Raw genomic sequence first — 20486 nt, 5'->3', positions numbered from 1 at the left:
TGAACGCCGAAGGCCATCTGCGGCTGCTGGTCGATGAAGATCAGCTGGCTGTTCTGGGGGGTCAGGACTTCGAGTTTGCTGGACATGGACTTTCTCCTCTTTGAGCTGGTTGGCAAGCGGGGCGTCGGTGCCCGGTCTTGGCCGGTCTGGGGTGAACCGGTTTGGTGACAACAGGTGTAGCCGACCGGGTTGTGCTGCTGAATTGCAATAATGATTTCGATTGAATTGCGATTTTGGCAACAATCGATGTAGGCGACGCCACTCCAGGGTCTTTCGCATTTCCTTGTGACGGTCACGGCGGATGGCGTGGCCTTCGCCGCCCAGATACCGACCCGCTCACCACCACGCCGCGAAATCGACTTCCGGATAAAGCTCCCGACAACGCATCGGAAGCGGGCCAAATGGCTCTGGCACTTTGTTTCTAGGCCATCTTTCCGCTTCCGGTATTCCGCTTGAAAGCGGGATACTCTAGTCCCTCATCGGGTCTGCGGCCATTCGAGATTGGCGAAGGTGGTCCGGGATACCCCCTTGTAATAGGCGCCACGCTTGGGCGAAGGCTGGTTCACAACCACCTTCGCCCAGGAAGGGCGGGCCTTGACCTTTGACGAGGCACGGTCATCGCCGAGTGCGGCCGACGAAGCGATCAGGATTGAGACTGCCGCTATCGCACCAGTTCTGGCCATGTTTTTCATTTCTTGTTCCTTGGAAGCGTTTTCACTGACGATATCGAGCGTTCTGCGTGTCTCACACGGCCCAGCAGGAGCAGCCGAGTGCGCCGAAGAAGCCCTTGAGATCGGCGATCGGCAGCTTTGACGTCCAGGCGCCGGCATGGTCGTGGCCATGCACGCCGCAATTGCTGGCGCAGCCGCACGACGTGATCGCCGTGCGGCGGAGCGAGTTCTTGCCGGCACCCTCAGGCTCGCCCCAGGCGGCATAACCGCCGAAGCTGCGGACCGGCGACCAGTCAGGCATCGCCGGCGGCACCGGGTTGTCGTCGTGGGCGGCGAAGTCGCCGGCCGCATAGACGACCTTGCCGCCGACAACAGTCAGCTCCGAGGTCAGGAACGAGATCTCGTCCTCGGCGCAGGCGAAGTAGTCCTTGTTCGGCACGATCAGGTCGGCAAACTGCCCCGTCTCGATCCGGCCCTTCTTGCCCTCTTCGTTGGAGAACCACTGCACCTTCTCGGTCCACATCCGCAGCGCCGTCTCGCGATCGAGGCAGTTGGCGCGCGGATAGAGCTGCAGGCCGCCGATGGTCTTGCCGGTCACCATCCACGACAGCGAGACCCAAGGGTTATAGGAGGCGACGCGGGTGGCATCGGTGCCGGCGGAAACGTTGACGCCCTTGTCCAGCATGCGCCGGATCGGCGGTGTCGCTTCGGCCACCCCGTGGCCGTAGCGTTCGACGAAATATTCGCCCTGGTAGGCCATGCGGTGCTGGGTGGCGATGCCGCCGCCAAGCGCGGCGATCCGGTCGATCGACCGGTCGGAGATCGTCTCGGCATGGTCGAAGAACCAGTTCAGGCCGTCGAGCGGGATATCCTTGTCGACCTTCTCGAACACGTCGAGCGCGCGGCTGATGGTTTCGTCATAGGTCGCATGCAGCCGCCAGGGCCAGCGGTTCTCGGCCAGCACCCGGACGACCTCTTCGAGCTCGCCCTCCATCTCCGGCGCCATCTCCGGGCGCGGCTGGCGGAAGTCCTCGAAGTCGGCGGCCGAAAACACCAGCATCTCGCCGGCGCCGTTGTGGCGGAAGTAGTCGTTGCCCTGCTTGTATTTGACCGATGAGGTCCAGTTGAGGAAGTCTTGCTTCTCTTCCTCCGGCTTCTGGGTGAAGAGGTTGTAGGCCAGGCGCACGGTCAGCTGATCGTCGTCCGACAGTTTCTGGATGACGGCGTAGTCGTCCGGATAGTTCTGGAAGCCGCCGCCGGCGTCGATGACGCTGGTGATCCCGAGCCGGTTGAGCTCGCGCAGGAAGTGACGGGTGGAGTTGACCTGGTAGTCGAAGGGCAGCTTCGGTCCCTTGGCCAAGGTCGAATAGAGGATGCCGGCATTGGGCTTGGCCAAGAGCAGGCCGGTCGGGTTGCCGGCGGCATCGCGGGTGATCTCGCCGCCCGGCGGGTTGGGCGTGTCCCTGCCATAGCCGACCGCCCGAAGCGCGGCGCCATTGAGCAGCGCCCGGTCATAGAGATGCAGCAGGAACACCGGCGTATCCGGCGCGACCGCATTGATCTCGTCGATGGTCGGCAGCCGCTTTTCGGCGAACTGGTGTTCGGTAAAACCGCCGACGACCCGCACCCATTGCGGCGCCGGGGTGATCGCCACCTGCCGCTTCAGCATCGCCATCGCATCGGCGAGCGAACGCACCCCGTCCCAGCGCAGTTCCATGTTGAAGTTGAGGCCGCCGCGCACGACGTGGGTGTGGTTGTCGTTGAGCCCCGGCAGCACGCGCCTGCCCTTGAGGTCGATCACCTTGGTGCCCGAGCCGGCCAGCGCCATGATCGTCCGGTCGTCGCCGACGGCCAGGAACTTTCCGTCCTTGATGGCAACGGCGCTTGCCGTCGGGTTGGTGCGGTCGAGCGTGGTGACAAGGCCGTTGTGCAGGATCAGGTCGGGCGTCATCGAGGGGTCTCCAGTCTGTTGGGCGTGTGTCGCGGTTGCCCTGCCCAAGGCTAGGGCGGCGGCGGTTGCACCGAGAAAATTGCGCCGTGTCGGCATTATGCTGGTTTCCTATGGAGTTGCCGCCCGGCGCCCGAATACCTGCGCTCGAGGTGGTCGCGGGGCCCAGAAGGAAGATGGCAGGATCGACATGCCGCCGCGCAGCAGATGACGGCGCCAATGTCAGGGGAAAGGAGCGGGTAAAATACCTGCGAAGGGGGCGCCAAGCAGCCCGCAAGGTCACGCGATCAACGAACTGGCTGTCGAGTGGGCGGACGGCGCCAAGATAGGTGAGATCAGAAGGCTGCAGGACGGTGGCGTGGCTGCCAGGATCATCGGCTTCTCCCAGATCAGTTGCCGGTTGCGGGGCTGTTTCTCCAATATTGCTTTTATTCCACTGCAGTTTCTTGTCGGGAATGTCTGCCTTTTGAAGATTCTCACGTTTAAGCGGCGAAATCTAACTCTGTAGACGTCCGGACGTTTTCCCCTGAACTTATCGCTGGTTGCGCCGCTCAGGTTGAGCTGGGGGCGGAGGCTTGTTCATCGTGCTTACCTTACAAGGCGTCCGTTCCATGCAGCCAACGGTCGCCCCGTTCGGCCGACTCAGGTGCGCCGGTCGCGCCGGAAACGAGCGGGCGTGATGCCCGCTATCAGGGAAAAGCTTCTGGTCAGATGGCTTTGGTCGGCAAAGCCACAGCGAATGGCGATTTCGGCGATTGGCAGATCCTGGAGCAACAATTCCTTGGCACGGGCTATGCGGTACTCGGTGAGCCAGCGTAGTGGTGTGCGGCCGAAGCTCGCCTTGAAGGCTTGTATAAAGTAGCTCCGAGACAGCTCGCAGCTTTTTGCGAGCTCCATCATCGCTAGGTGCCCGTCGAGCTGCGCGGCCAGGTACTCCAACGCGCGCTTTTCCTGCCAGGGAGCCAGCGTGCCCTTGCGCTCGCCCGGAAAATACAACCCGCCGTATTTCTGCGCGAGATGTGTCATGATTGCGAGCGTGACTTGATCGATGAATAGCCGACTGGCCTGTTTGGGCCGCTCCAGCGCGGGCAGCAGCGCGTGGGCGAGGCCGAGAATGACGGTGTCGACTGTACCAGGAGGGCATTCGAAGCCCATGAGGTCGGGCCGCCCGATTTCCGTGGCGAAGTCGCGCACATGCCGAAAGGGAATCCGGAATCGCACGTTGTCGAAGGGCGATAGATGATGGCAGCGCCATTCCTCGCGCAGGTCCGTGATGGCAAGCGCCCCCTCGGGGTGGCCGCCTTCGAAAATCAGCGACTTACCACGCCAAAGCCGATGTAACCGAAAGTCGCGCAATTGCGTGATAATGCTGAAGGCGTCCTCGCGCGCGTTGGCCGGGCTTGGTGCTAAGTCTTCCCGATCGGAATTCAACCGCATTATGGAGATCGGAGACGCATCGACGATCGATCGGCGTATGGCGTCCGGCTCCTGGGTCTTTTCTGGGACGGACTCCCTGTACATCGTGCACTCCCAACTCACAGGCGAACGAAAGATTGCCCAACCTTCTTCGTTGAAGCAATTCGACTAATGGAGGCCTCGCCGCCGCCAAACTGAAGGCGAAACGCCAGTTTCACCGACAAATACTCTCTCGAAATGTCCGAGGTCGTCGAATCCGCACGCATGCGCAACGTCCGCCAGCGAGAGCGCATGGTTGGCAAGGTGTGATTTCGCCCTGTCGATTTGCTTGGCGACTGGCCGCAGCCTGGTTCCGGGTTCCTCCCGCATAGGAGCCCCTTGCGTCTTGCCAATGCTTCCCTCGATCGGCTCGCCATACCGGTGCAGGAGGTGGGCGCAGATGGCGACCGCTACGGGTCGCAGGGGCGCCGGTGCCGTTCCGGTGCCGGCAAAAAATGCAAGCAGCGCGGTACCGAGATTGCGAAGCACCGAATCCGGTTCGCCGCGACGGCAGATCAGGCGGCGTCGTCCTGTTTCCGGCGATAGCTCCGCAGTCTCGCTGAAAAGGGCCTTGGGTAGCACAAAGGCCAGCGAGCGCAGCCGACTGTTGAGGCGAATGGCCGCCCCGTCCGCGAGATCCACGAGGCAGATCGTACCGCGCGCGAAGCGGCGAACCTTAGTGCAGGAGCCATCCGCCCGAATGTCGGCGTGTTCGGCGTCCTCCAGATAGAGCATGAGGAAATAGGACTCGGAGACAGGGAGCCGAACGTCGTTTGCTTCATCGGCCCTGGGTTCCCGGCAAATACTGGTCACGGAAAAAGTCGCGTCGCGGATTGGAACAGTGGTCAAGCATGGGGCCTCAGGCGTCCCGAAGCAGATGCCCACGCATGCCATGTCTTTGCTGTTTAAGTTCAACGACAATCCCTTGGCGACATTTAAGGAACGATCTTGCAGAAGCAGGTTCTGGGTCCGGACTGTATTCCAGGCTGTGCCAAGGTGCAACGCGCAGACCGATCGAACTCGCGTTCAACGAGAATTGTCGAGATCGGGGCGGCGCTTCCTAGGCACTTTGAGACTCCCGGCCCGAACGCATCTGGGACAAGATCCAGGCGATTGGCCGCGACAAAGCGGCCTGAAGGAGCGCTACGCTTTCAATATTCGAGGATTCGAACATTGCGCTTTCGCGATGGCATGGCCAGGACCTTGGCAGACCGTGCGGGCTGATCCATCTCATCGGCGGGCTTGCTGTCGGTGTCCTGGCTGCACGCCGCACTACCCATATGCTCGACCCCGGACCAAGCCTGTGACGGCCTGATCATCCGGAGCAATTCCGGACGCAGACCGTCGCCGCGCTGAGCGGCGATGGAATGCAGACCCCGCAGCATTGTCATCATGGCTCGTCCTTCATCGTGATGTGGCAGCGGCCTTCAGGCCGCGTTGATGGTCCTCAGGGCCGTGGCACAGTCCGGAGTGCCATGCGCGCGGTTTCACGCTGACGGCGGGCGGCGGCGATGTGTTGCCAAGCTCCTGCGCATCGTGGATATCAGAGGGGTCCATTTGCAGCTCCGTCGGATTTGCCAACGATACGGCTGCCGCTCGGGCACACGCGCTCCGAATACTGCTTTCAGATCGAAATTAGCCGTTCGCACGGAACGAGACGCTGGCGACCGGTATTTCGATTTGAAAGCAAGGACCGGAGAGTGGCGCAATGCATCCGCTTCTAAACTCGTTTCACAACGAATGAGGAAGGTAAGACGATGCGTGAAACTATACGATTTGCATGGGGCGCCAGTTCCCTCGGCGACTTTGTTGTCGCCATGTCGAACAAGGGGATTGTGGCGCTTGAATTCGGCTCGATGCGCACCGCGATGGAGGATGCGTTGAGTATCCGCTTTCCGGAAGCCGAGCTTGAACGCGCCCAGCAGGAACTTGCCGACGTGATCGAAACCGTGGCCGGCGCGATCGACGATCCGGCCAAGGTTTGCGATCTGCCACTCGATCTGCGCGGGACGCTGTATGAGGTCCAGGTCTGGCTCCTGTTGCGGGAAATTCCTGCTGGCCAGACCACGAATTATGGGGCGCTCGCGGCCAAGCTCGGTTCGCGTGATCCGAGGGATGCAACAGCTGCGATCGCCAACAATCCGATCGCCGTGATCGTGCCGTGCCATCGCGTCATCAAGAAGGATGGTTCGATTTCCGGCTATCGATGGGGTGTTCGCCGCAAGCGTGCTCTTCTGACCCGCGAGCAGCGCGCCACGGAGGCATGAAATGTCAGATGTTCGTTCCGCGGTCTCGCCGTGCGGGCATATCGCCGAGCCGCTGCAGGTCATCAGGCTGTCGATCGATTCCGCAGATGCGGCCCGTCGGCAATACCCGGGCTACAGGCTGACGCGGCTGGTGGGGGCGCGGCTTGAGCTGGATGAAAAGGACATCGAGCGGCTCTGTGACATGCTCGGCCTCGATCTCCTGCAGCCCGTGGTGGGCGCTTCGAGGCCGTTCGACTATCATTTGCGCCATATGATCGCTCTCTACGAGCTTAGGGCTCTGTTTCGCGATGACGGGCACGCGCCCTATCATCATGCCATCCGGCCAACCGGCTACGACTATTATCGAGACGAAGTGGACCCGCACGGCATGGAGCTATGGCGGGCCGGCTATCGCGCGATGCCTGATGTCAGGCAAATGATGGCCGCCTCGATCCTATGGCTCTATCGGGCAGGGAAAGACAATGTCTGGCTGCGGCGGGTGCCTTGCACCTGGCACGCCGCCGAGGCGATTGCCTGCCTGCGCGCCAACGGCGCGTTTGAGGATTGGGCGCGGCTCTACACGCTTTATCCCGGGTGGTAGTTGCGGCGGTCCGCTCTGGCTGCAGGCTAGGTTTCGGAAGGACGGCCGGCGCTGCGAAAACTGCGGCGCCGGCGTCGCGTGCTCATCGCGCGTCGTGGAAAATGATCCCGACGGTGTGGCGCATGCCGGATCGGACGCGGCTGACACCGTGGCGCAGGTTCACGCGGTAGTTTCCCTTCGTTCCCTGGACCGGACGATTGTGGACGGCGAAGGCGACGGCGTCGCCCTGTCTGAGCGGCACGACCTCGACGCGGCTTTGCATGCGCGGCCGCTGTTCGGTCAGTGCAAATTCGCCACCCGTGAAATCGCGGCCCGGCTCGGAGAGCAGGATCGCCACCTGGATCGGGAATGCGAGGTCGCCGTAAAGGTCCTGGTGAAGGCAGTTGAAGTCACCGGGAACATATTGCAGCAGGAGCGGCGTCGGCCGGGTCTGGCCGGCATCGTGGCATTGCTTGAGGAATGCGGCATGCTCGCCGGGAAACCTCTGGTCCAGTCCCATCCGTTCGTTCCAGGCGTTGGCGACACCGGCAAGGCGCGGGTAGAGCGCGGTGCGGATACCGCCGATGAGATCGGGCAGCGGGTATTTGAAATAGCGATACTCGCCCTTTCCGAAGCCGTGCCGCGCCATGATGATATGACTGCGGAAATGGCTTTCGTCGGCGTAGAGCGACGCGACGCTGCTGCATTCCTCGGGCGTGAGAAGCTGGGGAAGGACGGCGCAGCCGAAGCCGTCGAGCTCGCCGGCGAGCGCCTTCCAGTCATAGGCAGCAATCCGTGCCTCCGCGGACGCATCCGCAGAGGCCGGGACCATGTTGATCGCAGTCTTGTTCATACCGTGGCTTCCTTCTCGATAAGGGTGCGTTCGATGCCCCAACGGTAGCCGGCTAGGTCGCCGTTGGTGCGGACGACGCGGTGGCACGGAATGGCCAGTGCGATCGGATTGGCAGCGCAGGCGCCGGCGACGGCACGCGGGTTCGCCAGCGGGCTGATCCACTTGGCGAGTTCGGTGTAGCTCACCGTCCGGCCGACGGCGATGGCCTTCAGCTTTTCCCAGACGCGGCGCTGGAAGGAGGTGCCATGCATATCGAGCGTCAGGTGTAAGCCGCCGGATGGCTTGGCGATGTAGCGCAGAACCTTTGCGACGTCGTTCTTCATCACCGCCTCGCTTGAAACGAGCGTGGATTGCGGGAAGCGATCGGCAAGATCCGCCTCCAGCTCTTCGGCGTTGTCGCCGAGCAGGATCGAGCATACGCCCTTCGCGCTGCGCGCGACCAGCACCTTGCCGAGTTCGCAATCGGCGACTGCGTAGGAGAGAACACCGGCGGCCGTCGAAGGGGAATTCTGCAGCGATTGCGGCCGCAGCGCGTCAGTCGTGATCATGAGGTTCATTGTCGTAGCTCCTTGCTCTGTCCTCACGATCGAAATTACTTTCTTGGTCGAGCCGCCAAACTCCGATCCTTGCTTTCAAATCGAAACTCTGCTGGCGCCGATACAAGAGAATGAAGAATGCCGGCTACGGCCGATCAGGCGAGCCTGAGCATCGTGGTCTCTGCGAGAAGATAGGTTTCACCGGAAATGAATCGCGCCTCGACCTCGCCGTTTTCGAGCATTTCCAGCTCGGCATAGCCGGCAAGCACGAGTTGGCCGATGTATGTCATCACGAGCGCCTTGTCCGGATTGCCCTGGGCAAGCGCGACCAGCGCGTCGATCGCTTTCCGGGTTCCGGGCAGTTTGCGCCGGCTCGCCTTGGCGTCGAATCCGCTCCGCGAAAACATCAGCGTCGGTTCCTTGTCTTAGCCGTTGTGCGAGGGATCGCGAAAAACCGACAATCGCATATCGACTTTCCGACCAACGACACACTTGGCTACAGGCTAGTTCTGGCGGCACTCCGATTGTTGTCATCAAACTGAAGAAAGATGAGCTATAACGCTCCCCGGAAGGTGAGATTGATGCGCATCCGCCCGACGGTCTCATGGACGCCGTCCTTCAATTCGGGCACGCCATGGTAGAAGAGCCGCGACGGGCCGCCCCAGACCGCCACGTCCCCATGCCGCAGCGCGTACTTCTTCACAGGATCATTCCGCTTCAGACCGCCGAATTGGAAGGTCGCGGGCAGACCGAGCGAGAGGCGAAGTTGCGTTCGTTTCTGTCCTGATGCAGCGAAAGGCGGGCGCCCGGTTCGTAGCGGTTGATCAGGCAGGCGTCAGGGCGGAAGTCCGGATAGCCCGCCCGTGTCGCCGCCTCGACCGCCAGGTCGAGGAAGCATTCCGGCATGGCCGGCCAGAGACGGCCTGTTTCCGGATCGTTGCGATCGTATCGATAGCCGGTGCGGTCCGTGACCCAGCCGGCCGTGCCGCAATTCGTCATCGCGACCGACATGGTGAAGCCGCCCGGCGTGACCATGTGCCGGAATGGCGACTGGCTGGTGATGTGGCCGAGCGCTGCGAGCAGATCCTTTTCAAAGGGAAGTGCTGCGCCGCGAAGCAGCATGGCACCCTCCGCCATGATCTCGGTTACGGGATCGGCAGGGGCAAGCATGTCAAACAGATCGGGCATCTTCGGGCCTATTGCGTATGGTGATGATCGATGGGTGAAAGGCGGGCCGGTAGCCTGCAAGGAGCGCCATGACCGTCGATGGTGGTGTCAGGAGCCAATCGGCGTCGTGGAGGATTTTGGGCCTGTCGTAGCCGTCATTGGCCCAGCGATACGCGAGGCCGGCGCGCAGCGTGTAAGCCTCATCCTTGGCCACAACGACCGCGCCGTCAGGCAGGTCGGACAACAGAAGGGCGATCGGATGCAAGCGCTTGTGGCCGCGATCGAGGCGCTCGGCATGCAGTACGGAATCCATATGCGTAGCCGAAGGAGGCGCCTCTTTCTTCGCCGACGCCCAGCGGGCCCGGAAGCGTTCAGCGGCTTCGCGCCGGCAGAGGAAGCAGGGACGATGGCCGGCGGCGAACGCCACGGCCTCGTCGAGGAAAAACAGCTCCGTCCAGCTCCGGCGCGCCATCACGTCCCGGCGCCAACCCTTGAATTCGCAGGCGCAGACGAGCCAGGTTTTTGTTGCCCAGCGCCTGGCCAGCAATGTCTTCGTTGCCGGTTCGTGGATGATGCCGCGATTGCCGGTAAACAGCCCGCGCTGAGTAATGGCGACGATATCACCGAAGGGCGTGACGCGGTTTTGAAGGGGCATGATGTACTTTCCGGAGCCGTATTTACTTCAACACGTTTCCGCGCTCGCGCGGGATGCGCCACAGATACCAGGCCGCGACCGTGCGATGGGGCGACCAGGCCTTCGAGAGCTCGCGCAACTGTTTCGGTTTCGGTTGCTCAGGCAGCGATTTGAGGACGCGGTAGCCTTCGCGGACACCGAAGTCATCGACGGGCAGGATATCCATCCGCTCCAGAGAATACATCAGCAGCATTTCGACGGTCCAACGGCCGATGCCCTTGATGCCGACCATGCGGTCGATCAGCGCCTCGTCGTCCATGGTGGCGGCGATGTTGCGGGTGGGGATCAGGCCATCCAACGTTCCCTGGGCGATCGCCTTGATGGTGGCGATCTTGCTGGCCGAGAAGCCGCAGGTCCGAAGTTGGTCGAACTCGGCCGCGATGAGGTCTTCCGGGCTTGGAAAATCGCGGTCATCCAAGAGCCCCTTGAGGCGTCCAATGATGGCGTCGCCAGCTTTGGCCGTCAGCTGGTAGGCAATCGCGCGAACGAGCGCCTCGTATGGTTCGCGGGCGGCCTTGGGATCGTGTCGGCAAGGGCCGACCAGTTCGATCAATCTGGCCCAGTCGTCGTCATGGCTGGAGAGGAAGGCGACAGATTCATCGTAGCGGGAGGGCAAATTCATAAGGACGCTTCCCAATCGAGCAGGGCACGCTTGCGGTCGATGCCCCAGGCATAGCCGGAGAGCGCGCCGTCGTTGCGCACGACGCGATGGCAGGGAATGGCGACCGCGATAGTGTTCGCAGCGCATGCTCCGGCGACCGCGCGTGTGGCGCTCGGCGAGCCGATACGCCGGGCGATTTCCGAATAGGACACACGCGCGCCGACAGGGATCTCCTGCAGGACCTGCCATACCCGGCACTGGAACGCCGTGCCGCGGACGTCGAGCGGCAGATCGAGGCCGACGCTGGGGTTTTCGACGAAGCCACAAACGCGGGCGATCAGAGCCTCGTATTCGCGGTCCATACCGATCAGGCGCGCCTTCGGAAAACGATCCTGGAGATCGCGAACCAGTTCGTCCGGATCGTCGCCAAGCAGGATCGACGCCACGCCTTTCGTGCTGGACGCCACGAGGATTGCGCCGAGACAGGACTGGCCTACCGCGAACTTGATCTGCTCGTTGGCGCCGCCTTCACGATACTGTGTCGGCGTCATGCCGAGCATACCGGTCGACTTTTCGTAGAAGCGGCCGCTGGAATTGAAGCCGGCGTCATACATCGCCTCGGTGACGCTCGTGCCGGTTTCGAGGCCCGCACGGACCTTCTTCGCGCGGTGGCCGGTGGCATAGGCCTTCGGGGTCAGCCCCGTCGACGTCTTGAACATCCGATGGAAATAGCTCGGACTGCGGTCGACAGTAGCCGCCAACTCTTCCAGCGACGGTTCCTCCTCGCTTTCCTCGATGATGCGGCAGGCCTTGGCGATTAGCGCGGCATTCTCGCATTCGAGCGAAGGGCCATCGGGATTGCAACGTCGGCACGGACGAAAACCGGTTGCCCGTGCGCTTTCGAGCGTATCGTGCAGCGCAACGTTCTTCGGGTTTGCCGTGCGTGACGGACAGGAGGGCCGGCAATAGATGCCGGTCGTCGAAACGGCATACCAAAACTGGCCGTCGGCAGACTTGTCGCGCGCCACGATCCGCGCCCAGCGGGGGTCGTTCCCCACGGAAAGAGGTGAGGCGTAAAGGGTTGGTGCGGGCCGGATGTTCATGTCCATGATCTTCTACTCGGATTTGTTCTGGCTCGATCGTGCCTCCGATCCGCGCTGGTCACACTCCGATCCTTGCTCTCGAATCGAACAAAACCCACCCGATTCTTGCGCAGGCGATCGATAGGTCGTCGGGCTTCCGGCGCACCCTCCGGTCCAGATAAGAAAAGAAAATGAGGCTCGCACAGGGAGCTGTGCGAGCCTCATTTCTCCTGGCCGAGATGCGCAGCTCAAGCCAACTGACGCTATTCGGTTTCGATCAGGCCCTCTGGATCAGCCCAAGCTGCATCATTGCGGTCAGACCGTCGTCGAGGCCATGCTCTTCGACGATCATGCCGTCGACCACCTTCAGCACGGTCTTGCCGGTAAAGTGCATCTTTCGACCGGTCGCAGCCGGTACGCCGCCGAGCAGGAAGTCGTCGAAAGCCGGGCCGGTGTGGGTGCCGCCGCCTTCCCACTGGCCGACCACATAGTCGCCCTCGGCGATCAGATCGGCCGTGCCCCAGAAGTTGAGATCGGGGAACGCGGCGCGGAAGTCGGTCATGAACGCCTTGATGTCTTCGCGGCCGCGGCGCGGTTCGTGCAGGGAATACTGCAGGAACATGTCGGGCGCCGCGATCTCATCGATAACAGCAAGATTGACGTCCTTGCCCCAGAATTCGGTGAACCAGCGAACGACGACGGCCTTGTTGTCTTCTTCTTTGCTCATGGAAATGTCCTCTTCTCAAAATCGGGCGACCATCGAAACCGCTCGATGACGTGATGAAGGGGATATTTGAGCTTGCCGGGCGCCAAACTCCGGTTCTTATCTTCGAATTGGAAACGGCACGCGAGGTGAGCGCTGGCGGTTACCGCATGGGGGAATCGGCCGTGCAGGTGATGGCCGGCGCCTCCATCAAGAGCAGAGATTGGATCATCCGACCCTTCGCGAATATGCCTTGATCCACTAGGCGCAGCACCGCTTTTCATTGGACGCGTGTTCAGCCAGCCACCGGTCTCGAGGCTTGCAGCTCGCGGGGCGGGGTGTCAACGTAACGTGGAGAGCACCGTCTTCCGCGACAGGATCGTTTGCGCAGAACAACTGCATCGGGCGGACTCCATCGCTCACTTCGAAGGTCAGCTTGGCGGAACCGTCAAGACGGACGTGCTCGGAAACCTTGCGGACAATGGCCGAAAATTTGCCGGCCGTCATATGGGTCCGTTCGCCCTCTTCGATGTCCCACAACTGCACGAAGATTTCAGACCAGGCCTCCGGGTTAGCGCCGCAATCGAGCGCGGAGAACTGGCCGGCCTTGACCTCAGTTACATGGTAGCCGGCCTTTACGGGCTTTCCGTCGTAGGCGAACACCAGTGGGAGGTCCGCGGCGTCAGCGATCCTTTCAAGCAACTCTCCGAGCGAGATGTCAGTTTTGTTGGAATGGCTATTGTCGATCCTGCTCATTTGCGTCTATCCTCGATTTCAATGATTCAATGATTCAATGATTCAAGGATTATTGAAATATGGATGATCGTCAAGCCCTCGCGTCCTTTGCGGCACTTTCCCAGGAGACCCGGCTCGCCATCGTAAGAACGCTGGTCGTCGCCGGCCCTGAGGGCCTGGCCGCAGGCGCGATTGCGGAGCGCATGGGCGTTTCTCCATCGAACGTCTCGTTTCACCTCAAGGAACTCGAACGCTCCGGCCTCATCTCCCAGCGCCGCGAGTCGCGTTCGATCGTCTACAGCGCAAGCTATGACACGCTGGCTGACCTGGTGACGTTCCTGATGGAGGACTGCTGCGCAGGACATCCCGAAATCCGCGGCTCGGTCGAGCGATCCGCTCGTTGCTGCCCAAGCGAAGCGTAGAGCGCCGAGGAATACGTCATTGCATACGAACAAGGTTCCTGCGGGCATCGTCTCCGCTCTCGGTGTCACGCAGATTATTGGCTACGGCACTCTCTATTATGCCTTCAGCATCCTGGCGCCAGGAATGGCCAAGGACCTGGGCATCAGCCTGGAGCGGGTCTTCGCCGTCTTCTCGGTCTCCCTGTTCATTGGAGGTCTTTCCGCTCCGTTCATCGGCAGACATATGGACAAGGTCGGCGCGGCGACGGTGATGACGGTTGGTTCGACCCTTGCGGCGTTCACCCTGGCGCTTTGCGCGTGGTCGCCGTCCGTAGCGCTCTTTGCCCTTGCAATCATCCTGCTGGAGGTGTCCTCCGGCATGGTCCAGTACCAGGCAGCCTTCGCGACGCTGGTCGAGAGCGAACCCCGTTCAGCCTCCCGCAGCATCACCTATCTCACACTGATCGGCGGCTTTGCTTCGACTATCTTCTGGCCGATCGCCGCGACACTGATCAGGTACCTGTCGTGGCGGGAAATCTATCTGGTGTTCGCGGCGCTCAATCTTCTCATCTGCATGCCACTTCACTACTGGATCATGCGTGCCGGAAGGGTCGGTTCCAAACTGGATGAGACAAGAACCCGCGAAGTCGTCGTCGGCGCACTTCAGCCGCAAGCGCGCCGCCGCGGGATGTTGCTGGTCTCCATTGCCTTCTCGCTTTCGGGTTTCACTCTCGCGGCAATACTCGCCCACATGGTGCCGATGCTGGGCGCGATCGGACTCGGCAGTGCGGCGGTCGTGATCGGATCGCTGTTCGGCCCGGCACAGGTCATGAGCCGCCTGATCAACATGGCCTTCGGAAAGGGCCTGTCGCCGCCCGCGCTTGCGATCGTCTCTGCGGCGCTCATGGTCCTCGGTGCGGTATTACTCGGGGTGTCGGGTGATTGGTTGCCAGGCGCGGTGGCTTTCGCCGTCTGTCTTGGCCTTGGGTCCGGAATCAACAGCATCGCTCAAGGGAGCCTGCCACTCTATCTGTTCGGGTCCGCGGGCTACGGAGCGATTACAGGAAAGATGGCTGCGGCCAGACTGGCGGTGGGTGCCGCCGCCCCCTTCGCGTTCGCCACGGCGATGGAGAATCTCGGCATCGCCGCGGCGCTGTTCGTCAATGCCATGCTTGGTACGCTCGGTATCGCTGCATTCGTCGCAGTGGCCGTCTCTACGCGCAGCCCCACGAAGACTGAGTGACTAAATCGACCTCAACGACACCCGCTTTTCAAGTTCGGCAGCGTTTTCCTTCCGCTCGCTGTAGCGGTCGGTCAGGTAGGCGGAAGCGTCCCTCGTCAGCAGCGTGAACTTGACCAGCTCTTCGCACACGTCCACGACGCGGTCGTAGTAGGAAGACGGCTTCATCCTGCCGTCGGCATCGAACTCCTGGTAGGCCTTGGCGACGGACGACTGGTTCGGTATCGTGATCATCCGCATCCAACGGCCGAGCACGCGCATCTGGTTCAGAGCGTTGAAGGACTGGCTACCCCCGGAAACCTCCATGATCGCCAGCGTCTTTCCCTGCGTCGGGCGGATCGATCCGAGCGACAGGGGAATCCAGTCGATCTGGGCCTTCATGATGCCCGTCATCGCGCCATGGCGCTCGGGGCTGACCCAGACCTGGCCTTCCGACCATTGCGACAGCTCGCGCAGCTCCTGCACTTTCGGATGGCTGGCCGGAGCCTCGTCGGGGAGCGGCAATCCTCTCGGATCGAACATGCGCACCTCGCACCCCAAACGCTCGAGAAGACGCCTGGCTTCGTGCGCGAGCAGCCGGCTGTACGATACCTCCCTGAGCGAGCCGTAGAGGATCAGGATGCGTGGCTTGTGCGTCGAAAAGGCGGGACGCAACGCGTCGAGGTCAGGCTTATGAAGATGCGGCTCCTGCAAGGCGGGAAAGGTCTCAGACAATGCGCTTTCCCTCCTGATCGAGGACCTGCTCGCCGTCTTCCTTGAAGAAGGCTCCCTTGAAGGCATCCGGCAGGATGTCGAGAACGACCTCCGAGGGGCGCGCGAGCCTTGTGCCGAGCGGCGAGACGACGAACGGCCGGTTAATGAGGATCGGATCCGTGAGCATGGCATCGAGCAACTGGTCGTCCGTCAGCTTCGGATCGTCGAGACCCAGCTCCACGTAAGGCGTACCTTTCTCGCGGATCGCCTGCCGGACGGTCAGCCCGGCGTCAGAGATCATCCTTGCCAGTTCCTCGCGTGAAGGCGGAGACTGGAGATAATCGATGACCGTCGGTTCGATCCCGGCTGCGCGGATCATCTCCAGCGTGTTGCGGGACGTCCCGCAGGCCGGGTTATGATAGATGGTGACGTCCATTGTCATGTCCTTTCGGTAATGGTGTTCCGGGAGACAGCGGGTGCTGCCTCGTACCAGCCCTTGGTGCGGTTCACGGCCCAGACGACCGTGAGCATCACGGGAACCTCGATGAGCACGCCGACGACCGTTGCCAGCGCTGCGCCGGACTGGAAGCCGAACAGGCTGATTGCGGCCGCGACCGCGAGTTCGAAGAAATTGCTCGCCCCGATCAGTGCCGAAGGTCCGGCGACGCAATGGCGCTCGCCCGACATCCGGTTCAAGACATAGGCCAGCCCCGAGTTGAAATAGACCTGGATGAGGATGGGGACGGCCAGCAGCGCGATGATCGTCGGCTGGGCGATGATCTGCTCGCCCTGGAAGCCGAAGAGGAGGACGAGCGTTGCCAGCAGCGCCACAAGCGAAAGCGGCTGCAGCTTCGCCAGCATGACGTCCAGCGCCCTGGTCGTGCCATCAGCGGTCAGCCGCCCTCTCAAGACCTGCGCGATGATGACCGGGACCACGATATAGAGGACGACCGATAGAACGAGCGTGTCCCACGGTACGGTGATGGCCGACAGCCCGAGCAGGAGCCCGACGATCGGCGCGAAGGCGACAACCATGATCGCATCGTTGAGCGCGACCTGGGAAAGCGTGAACAGCGGCTCGCCGCGCGTCAGATTGCTCCAGACGAACACCATCGCGGTACAGGGCGCGGCCGCAAGGATGATCAGGCCGGCGATGTAGGAGTCGATCTGGTCGGCGGGCAGATAGGGACGGAACAGCCATCCGATAAACAGCCATCCCAGCAGCGCCATGGAGAACGGCTTTACCGCCCAGTTGATGAACAGGGTCACGCCGATTCCGCGCCAATAGGTGCTCACCTGCGCCAGCGAGCGGAAGTCGATCTTGATGAGCATCGGGATGATCATCAGCCAGATCAGGATGGCGACGGGCAAATTCACCTTGGCGATCTCCGCCGCGCCGATGGCCTGGAAAACACCGGGCATCAGATGACCGAGGGCGACGCCGACGACGATGCAGAGAAAGACCCAGATGGTCAGGTAGCGTTCAAACGTCGACATTGGCGGACTTTCCCTGGCTTGCCGCCGAACCTTCCATCGCGCCGATCTGGCCGAGCTTCGTTTCGAGCGCCAGGTGATCGATCGATGCCAGGGGGAGGCTGACGAACACCATGATCCGGTTCTTCAGGAAGCGGGCCGCCTGCGCAAAGGCGCGCTGGATTTCGACCTCGTTGCCAACAACGGCGGCCGGGTCTTCGACACCCCAATGCGCCGTCATCGGATGTCCGATCCATACCGGGCAGGCTTCGCCGTGCGCGCTGTCGCAGACGGTGAAGATAAAGTCCATTTCGGGCGCACCAGGCTCGGCAAACACGTCCCAACTCTTGGAGGAGAAGCCAGTCGCCGGATAACCAAGTGCTTGCAGTTCCTTCAGGGCATGCGGATTGATCTCGCCTCTGGGCTGGCTGCCGGCGGAGAATGCCCTGAACCGTCCGCCGCCCTCTTTATTGAGGATGGATTCGGCGAGAATGGAACGTGCGGAATTGCCCGTGCACAGGAAGAGCACGTTGTAGGTCTTGTCGGTCATGGTCGTTGTCCGTGGTTAGGTCGGAGGATTGCTGAGTTTCATGATCGTGGCCGATGCCGGGCAAATGCCCGAAAGCTGGCGGGTTGCGAGAACGGCGGGCGGCGCATCGGCTCGCTCGACCGCGACGAAGCCGAGGCTTTCGAAGAATGGCGCGGCGGTCGTCGTAGCCAGGAAGACTGCCGAGCTTTCTTTGACGGCTTTCAGGGTTTCCTTGATCAGCGATTTGCCGAATGACTTGCCACGATGCTCGGGCAAGATGACCATCGACCTGAGGAGGACCGCATCGCCGCACGTCTCGATGCCAGCGTAGCCAATTGTGCCGCCATCGGAGGAAACCGCCCTGAAGAACGAGCGTCCCGGCTCTCCGAGGTCCTCGATCGGAAGACCGGAGGCCGATAGCGCCAGCTTCAGTCCGGGATCGCTTCCCGGGACTGGCTCCAGTCTGATGTCGCTCATGACAGCTTCACCTCGGCTCCGCAACAGGGCGTAAGTTCGGCAATCAGCGGCGCACAGAGTTCGGTCGAGCCGCCACAGCAGTCTTTCAACAGGAAGAGGGTCAGGTTTCGCAGGCCGTGGAGGTCAGCTCGATAGATGATCGAGCGGCTCTGCCGTTCGCTTGTCACGAGGCCCGCGCGCGACAGCGTCGCGAGGTGCGCCGACATGGTATTCTGCGGGACGTCGAGAAGGCGGGCAAGTTCGCCGGCAGGCACGCCATCCGGTTCATGTCTGACGAGAAGCCGGAATGTCTCGAGCCTGGTAGACTGGGCCAGTGCGGCAAGCGCCGCTATTGCGGTTATGTTATCCATTCATCCAGAATAATGGATATATTGGAAATGTCAATTGCTGGACCGGGGAATTGCCGAACCGCAGATGTCATGCAGTCGTCGCCTGCAAGACCGGGTGACAGTCCGTGGGGACGACGGGAAGGGCGCGCTTATGTGCGCTCGCGCGATAGGCTGAGAGCATGCGTTCGGCCGCAGCCGGCGCGACAGTTCTGCCTTCGAGAAAGTCGTCGATCTGGTCGTAGGTCACGCCGTAAGCGTCCTCGTCCGGTCGCAGAGGCGCATCCGATTCAAGGTCAGCGGTGGGAGTTTTCCAGACGAGCTGTTCCGGCGCGCCGAGTTTCGAGGCCAAGGCGCGAACGCGCCGCTTGTTCAGACCGGCGAGAGGGAGAATGTCTGCTGCGCCATCACCGAATTTCGTGTAGAAGCCCATGAGCGCCTCTGCAGCGTGGTCCGTGCCGATGACGAGACCCGACGATGCCCCGGCGATTGTATATTGCGCGACCATCCGCTGGCGCGCCTTCACGTTCCCGAGGATGAAATGATGACGTGGGGCCGGGTCGACGCCGCCGGCAAGGATTGCGTCCATGAGGCTGTCAGCCGCCGGTTTGATATCCACGGTGATGACACGGTCGGGGCGAATCGCAGCGACGGCTGCGGCCGCATCGTGTTCGTCCGCCTGCACACCATAGGGAAGCCGGACGGCGATGAAGGTTGCCGAGTGGCCGCTTTCGCGTAACTCCCGAACGGCGCGCTGGGCGAGAAGCCCGGCCGTCAGGGAATCGACCCCACCGCTGATCCCGAGCACGTAGGCGCGCTGTCCGCCTTGCACGAGATAGGCCTTCAGGAATTCAATCCGCGTGCGGATTTCGCTTACCGCATCGAATTCCGATCGAACGCCAAGCGCCTGAATGATGGCAAGTTGCTCTTTCACTGAATGTCTCCTGCTGACTTCGCCCCGTCGCTCTTGGCGGTCCGTCCCTTCAGGGTGACCAGACCAGATAATTCATGGGGATCCGAAGGAGGCAAGGGAATACCTTCCTGCCCCCTTCTTCTTCCTCGTCGAAGGCACGCACGCTAGCACGGCTCAGCGTCGCCGTGCAGCGGAAGGGCAAGCCTGTGACCTGAGCGACGATTGCTTTTTTCTGGAGCACCGCAGCGAGGCAATGACCTCTGAACCGGTCAGCGGGCGCCACCCTTTGACCGCGCCAGCACAAAGTCGTGGTTCACTTCCCAAAAGCGGCCCGGGAATCCGTAGTTAGTGGCCCGAGACGTGTCCTCAACGCGCCGGAAAGTCGCAAGCAGGCTTTGCTTCACTCCGAACACGGCATCCGAATGGATATACGGATCATCCGGATCGAAGATGTGGGTAATGAGCGTCTCGTAGCCGTCGGCCTTGATGATGTAGTGGAGATGGGCCGGGCGGTTGGGGTGACGTCCGAGATGCTCCAGCATCCGGCCGACCGGACCGTCGTTCGGGATCGGGTAGTATTTAGGCTTTACCGCCCGGAACCAATATTCGCCGTCTGGCCCGGTGCGGAAGACGCCGCGCAAATTGAACTCGGGCTGGATGCCCTTCTGCTGAACGTCATAGAAACCTTCGTCATTGGCCTGCCAGACATCGATCACGGCATCGGCGATGGGGCGGCCTTCCGTATCAAGGATTCGACCGCCGACCACCATGTCCTCGCCCTTCTGGTCGAGACAGATGTTTGCGCCCATCTCGAGTTCAGGCGCGTCCTGGACATGAAACGGGCCGAGCACAGTGCTTTCGGAGGCACCCGACGGCTTGCGATTGTTGATGGCGTCAACCAGCATCGAGACGCCGAGCGTGTCGGACAAAAGGATGAACTCTTGCCGCCATTCGTTGCACATCTGTCCGGTGCGTGTGAGGAAGAGGATCGCCTCCATCCACTCCTCCTGCGTCGGCTCGATTTCTCTCACCGCTTCGTGCAGCTTGCGCGTCACGACCTCCATGATCTGCTTCAGCCGTTCGTCCTTGGCATTTTTGTTGCGGCCCGTGACGACCTCAATCGAGTTTTCTTCGGTGAAGAAACCTTTCTCATGCGCTTCCAT

Annotated in this window: 25 protein-coding genes and 2 pseudogenes; 4 read left to right on the top strand and 23 right to left on the bottom strand. The window is 61.8% G+C overall.

Features of this window, described 5'->3' with window-relative positions:
• The 6 genes and pseudogenes from V7S54_RS26205 to V7S54_RS26180 form a co-directional block, all read right to left on the bottom strand.
• A pseudogene (locus V7S54_RS26205) lies at positions 1-86 on the bottom strand (hydrolase); the annotation flags it as partial.
• A 390-nt stretch (positions 87-476) separates the two neighbouring features.
• Positions 477-692: a hypothetical protein gene (locus V7S54_RS26200; protein ID WP_065377552.1), complete on the bottom strand. Its 216-nt coding sequence runs from the start codon at positions 690-692 to the stop codon at positions 477-479.
• A 52-nt stretch (positions 693-744) separates the two neighbouring features.
• Positions 745-2718, bottom strand: coding sequence for an amidohydrolase (locus tag V7S54_RS26195; protein ID WP_336408981.1), 1974 nt, complete (start codon positions 2716-2718; stop codon positions 745-747).
• Positions 2719-3261: 543 nt separating this feature from the next.
• A complete protein-coding gene (locus tag V7S54_RS26190; RefSeq protein ID WP_336408982.1) occupies positions 3262-4140 on the bottom strand; it encodes an AraC family transcriptional regulator in 879 nt (292 codons plus the stop codon).
• A gap of 63 nt (positions 4141-4203) precedes the next feature.
• Entirely contained in the window at positions 4204-4989 is a 786-nt protein-coding gene (locus V7S54_RS26185) for a helix-turn-helix domain-containing protein (RefSeq protein WP_336408983.1), read from the bottom strand.
• A 236-nt stretch (positions 4990-5225) separates the two neighbouring features.
• On the bottom strand, positions 5226-5468 hold the full coding sequence (locus tag V7S54_RS26180) for a hypothetical protein (RefSeq protein ID WP_065374667.1): 243 nt from the start codon (positions 5466-5468) through the stop codon (positions 5226-5228).
• Positions 5469-5831: 363 nt separating this feature from the next.
• Here V7S54_RS26180 and V7S54_RS26175 point away from each other — a divergent pair, with 363 nt between their 5' ends.
• Complete coding sequence (locus V7S54_RS26175; RefSeq protein ID WP_065374668.1) at positions 5832-6341, top strand: methylated-DNA--[protein]-cysteine S-methyltransferase; 510 nt, start codon at positions 5832-5834, stop codon at positions 6339-6341.
• A gap of 1 nt (position 6342) precedes the next feature.
• Complete coding sequence (locus tag V7S54_RS26170; protein WP_336408984.1) at positions 6343-6921, top strand: hypothetical protein; 579 nt, start codon at positions 6343-6345, stop codon at positions 6919-6921.
• A gap of 82 nt (positions 6922-7003) precedes the next feature.
• Here the strand turns inward: V7S54_RS26170 and V7S54_RS26165 are convergent, their stop codons facing one another.
• The 9 genes and pseudogenes from V7S54_RS26165 to V7S54_RS26125 all read right to left on the bottom strand — a co-directional run bounded on the left by V7S54_RS26165 (position 7004) and on the right by V7S54_RS26125 (position 13292).
• Positions 7004-7753, bottom strand: a complete 750-nt coding sequence (locus tag V7S54_RS26165) for a 2OG-Fe(II) oxygenase (protein ID WP_336408985.1) — start codon at positions 7751-7753, stop codon at positions 7004-7006.
• Positions 7750-8310 carry a methylated-DNA--[protein]-cysteine S-methyltransferase gene (locus V7S54_RS26160; protein WP_336408986.1) on the bottom strand — a complete coding sequence of 187 codons (561 nt, stop codon included), beginning with the start codon at positions 8308-8310 and terminating at the stop codon, positions 7750-7752. The genes V7S54_RS26165 and V7S54_RS26160 overlap by 4 nt, the downstream gene beginning before the upstream one ends.
• A 134-nt stretch (positions 8311-8444) precedes the next feature.
• Positions 8445-8696 (bottom strand): hypothetical protein, encoded by a 252-nt coding sequence (locus V7S54_RS26155; protein WP_065374672.1) that lies wholly within the window; start codon positions 8694-8696, stop codon positions 8445-8447.
• Between the two features lie 146 nt (positions 8697-8842).
• A pseudogene (gene alkB, locus V7S54_RS26150) lies at positions 8843-9477 on the bottom strand (DNA oxidative demethylase AlkB).
• Complete coding sequence (locus V7S54_RS26145) at positions 9461-10111, bottom strand: hypothetical protein (RefSeq protein ID WP_336408987.1); 651 nt, start codon at positions 10109-10111, stop codon at positions 9461-9463. The pseudogene alkB and the gene V7S54_RS26145 overlap by 17 nt, the downstream one beginning before the upstream one ends.
• A gap of 22 nt (positions 10112-10133) precedes the next feature.
• Complete coding sequence (locus V7S54_RS26140; protein WP_336408988.1) at positions 10134-10772, bottom strand: DNA-3-methyladenine glycosylase family protein; 639 nt, start codon at positions 10770-10772, stop codon at positions 10134-10136.
• Positions 10769-11854, bottom strand: a complete 1086-nt coding sequence (gene ada / locus V7S54_RS26135; RefSeq protein WP_336408989.1) for a bifunctional DNA-binding transcriptional regulator/O6-methylguanine-DNA methyltransferase Ada — start codon at positions 11852-11854, stop codon at positions 10769-10771. The genes V7S54_RS26140 and ada overlap by 4 nt, the downstream gene beginning before the upstream one ends.
• 256 nt (positions 11855-12110) lie before the next feature.
• A complete protein-coding gene (locus V7S54_RS26130) occupies positions 12111-12560 on the bottom strand; it encodes an ester cyclase (protein ID WP_336408990.1) in 450 nt (149 codons plus the stop codon).
• Positions 12561-12797: 237 nt separating this feature from the next.
• Complete coding sequence (locus V7S54_RS26125) at positions 12798-13292, bottom strand: DUF6428 family protein (protein WP_336408991.1); 495 nt, start codon at positions 13290-13292, stop codon at positions 12798-12800.
• Between the two features lie 59 nt (positions 13293-13351).
• On the opposite strand from V7S54_RS26125, the gene V7S54_RS26120 reads away from it, so the two are divergent.
• Both V7S54_RS26120 and arsK read left to right on the top strand, forming a co-directional pair.
• Positions 13352-13693: an ArsR/SmtB family transcription factor gene (locus V7S54_RS26120; protein WP_058322565.1), complete on the top strand. Its 342-nt coding sequence runs from the start codon at positions 13352-13354 to the stop codon at positions 13691-13693.
• Between the two features lie 19 nt (positions 13694-13712).
• Positions 13713-14915 (top strand): arsenite efflux MFS transporter ArsK, encoded by a 1203-nt coding sequence (arsK, locus tag V7S54_RS26115; RefSeq protein WP_336408992.1) that lies wholly within the window; start codon positions 13713-13715, stop codon positions 14913-14915.
• Here arsK and arsH read toward each other — a convergent pair whose 3' ends face one another.
• The 8 genes from arsH to V7S54_RS26075 all read right to left on the bottom strand — a co-directional run bounded on the left by arsH (position 14916) and on the right by V7S54_RS26075 (position 20486).
• On the bottom strand, positions 14916-15644 hold the full coding sequence (gene arsH, locus V7S54_RS26110; RefSeq protein WP_065374846.1) for an arsenical resistance protein ArsH: 729 nt from the start codon (positions 15642-15644) through the stop codon (positions 14916-14918).
• Positions 15619-16041, bottom strand: a complete 423-nt coding sequence (gene arsC / locus V7S54_RS26105) for an arsenate reductase (glutaredoxin) (RefSeq protein WP_065374680.1) — start codon at positions 16039-16041, stop codon at positions 15619-15621. The genes arsH and arsC overlap by 26 nt, the downstream gene beginning before the upstream one ends.
• Positions 16042-16043: 2 nt before the next feature.
• The gene (gene arsB, locus V7S54_RS26100; RefSeq protein WP_065374681.1) at positions 16044-17102 is read right to left on the bottom strand and encodes an ACR3 family arsenite efflux transporter; all 1059 of its coding nucleotides are present in this window, start codon (positions 17100-17102) and stop codon (positions 16044-16046) included.
• The gene (locus V7S54_RS26095) at positions 17089-17628 is read right to left on the bottom strand and encodes an arsenate reductase ArsC (protein WP_065374682.1); all 540 of its coding nucleotides are present in this window, start codon (positions 17626-17628) and stop codon (positions 17089-17091) included. Before V7S54_RS26095 ends, arsB begins: the two co-directional genes overlap by 14 nt.
• Before the next feature lie 15 nt (positions 17629-17643).
• On the bottom strand, positions 17644-18084 hold the full coding sequence (arsN2, locus tag V7S54_RS26090; protein WP_065374683.1) for an arsenic resistance N-acetyltransferase ArsN2: 441 nt from the start codon (positions 18082-18084) through the stop codon (positions 17644-17646).
• A complete protein-coding gene (locus V7S54_RS26085) occupies positions 18081-18434 on the bottom strand; it encodes an ArsR/SmtB family transcription factor (protein WP_065374684.1) in 354 nt (117 codons plus the stop codon). Before V7S54_RS26085 ends, arsN2 begins: the two co-directional genes overlap by 4 nt.
• 67 nt (positions 18435-18501) lie before the next feature.
• On the bottom strand, positions 18502-19344 hold the full coding sequence (gene nadE, locus V7S54_RS26080; RefSeq protein WP_065374685.1) for an ammonia-dependent NAD(+) synthetase: 843 nt from the start codon (positions 19342-19344) through the stop codon (positions 18502-18504).
• A 248-nt stretch (positions 19345-19592) separates the two neighbouring features.
• On the bottom strand, positions 19593-20486 hold the full coding sequence (locus V7S54_RS26075) for an intradiol ring-cleavage dioxygenase (protein ID WP_336408993.1): 894 nt from the start codon (positions 20484-20486) through the stop codon (positions 19593-19595).

Origin of the sequence: Ensifer sp. CCNWLY38, from assembly GCF_037120565.1 — a bacterium.
GTDB classification, from domain to species: domain Bacteria; phylum Pseudomonadota; class Alphaproteobacteria; order Rhizobiales; family Rhizobiaceae; genus Ensifer; species Ensifer adhaerens_H.
The sequence above is the reverse complement of the archived record's forward strand: the minus strand, read 5'-3'. Positions and strand labels throughout refer to the sequence as shown.

Bases quoted from the DNA above. Each gene is read 5' to 3' on its own strand.
- arsC (WP_065374680.1), bottom strand. From the start codon at position 16,041: ATGGACGTCACCATCTATCATAACCCGGCCTGCGGGACGTCCCGCAAC.
- V7S54_RS26175 (WP_065374668.1), top strand. From the start codon at position 5,832: ATGCGTGAAACTATACGATTTGCATGGGGCGCCAGTTCCCTCGGCGAC.
- V7S54_RS26170 (WP_336408984.1), top strand. From the start codon at position 6,343: ATGTCAGATGTTCGTTCCGCGGTCTCGCCGTGCGGGCATATCGCCGAG.
- V7S54_RS26200 (WP_065377552.1), bottom strand. From the start codon at position 692: ATGAAAAACATGGCCAGAACTGGTGCGATAGCGGCAGTCTCAATCCTG.
- V7S54_RS26125 (WP_336408991.1), bottom strand. From the start codon at position 13,292: ATGAGCAGGATCGACAATAGCCATTCCAACAAAACTGACATCTCGCTC.
- arsN2 (WP_065374683.1), bottom strand. From the start codon at position 18,084: ATGAGCGACATCAGACTGGAGCCAGTCCCGGGAAGCGATCCCGGACTG.
- V7S54_RS26085 (WP_065374684.1), bottom strand. From the start codon at position 18,434: ATGGATAACATAACCGCAATAGCGGCGCTTGCCGCACTGGCCCAGTCT.
- V7S54_RS26165 (WP_336408985.1), bottom strand. From the start codon at position 7,753: ATGAACAAGACTGCGATCAACATGGTCCCGGCCTCTGCGGATGCGTCC.
- ada (WP_336408989.1), bottom strand. From the start codon at position 11,854: ATGAACATCCGGCCCGCACCAACCCTTTACGCCTCACCTCTTTCCGTG.
- arsB (WP_065374681.1), bottom strand. From the start codon at position 17,102: ATGTCGACGTTTGAACGCTACCTGACCATCTGGGTCTTTCTCTGCATC.
- V7S54_RS26075 (WP_336408993.1), bottom strand. From the start codon at position 20,486: ATGGAAGCGCATGAGAAAGGTTTCTTCACCGAAGAAAACTCGATTGAG.
- V7S54_RS26095 (WP_065374682.1), bottom strand. From the start codon at position 17,628: ATGACCGACAAGACCTACAACGTGCTCTTCCTGTGCACGGGCAATTCC.
- V7S54_RS26145 (WP_336408987.1), bottom strand. From the start codon at position 10,111: ATGCCCCTTCAAAACCGCGTCACGCCCTTCGGTGATATCGTCGCCATT.
- V7S54_RS26155 (WP_065374672.1), bottom strand. From the start codon at position 8,696: ATGTTTTCGCGGAGCGGATTCGACGCCAAGGCGAGCCGGCGCAAACTG.
- V7S54_RS26130 (WP_336408990.1), bottom strand. From the start codon at position 12,560: ATGAGCAAAGAAGAAGACAACAAGGCCGTCGTCGTTCGCTGGTTCACC.
- V7S54_RS26190 (WP_336408982.1), bottom strand. From the start codon at position 4,140: ATGTACAGGGAGTCCGTCCCAGAAAAGACCCAGGAGCCGGACGCCATA.
- V7S54_RS26140 (WP_336408988.1), bottom strand. From the start codon at position 10,772: ATGAATTTGCCCTCCCGCTACGATGAATCTGTCGCCTTCCTCTCCAGC.
- V7S54_RS26180 (WP_065374667.1), bottom strand. From the start codon at position 5,468: ATGATGACAATGCTGCGGGGTCTGCATTCCATCGCCGCTCAGCGCGGC.
- V7S54_RS26195 (WP_336408981.1), bottom strand. From the start codon at position 2,718: ATGCCGACACGGCGCAATTTTCTCGGTGCAACCGCCGCCGCCCTAGCC.
- V7S54_RS26160 (WP_336408986.1), bottom strand. From the start codon at position 8,310: ATGAACCTCATGATCACGACTGACGCGCTGCGGCCGCAATCGCTGCAG.
- V7S54_RS26120 (WP_058322565.1), top strand. From the start codon at position 13,352: ATGGATGATCGTCAAGCCCTCGCGTCCTTTGCGGCACTTTCCCAGGAG.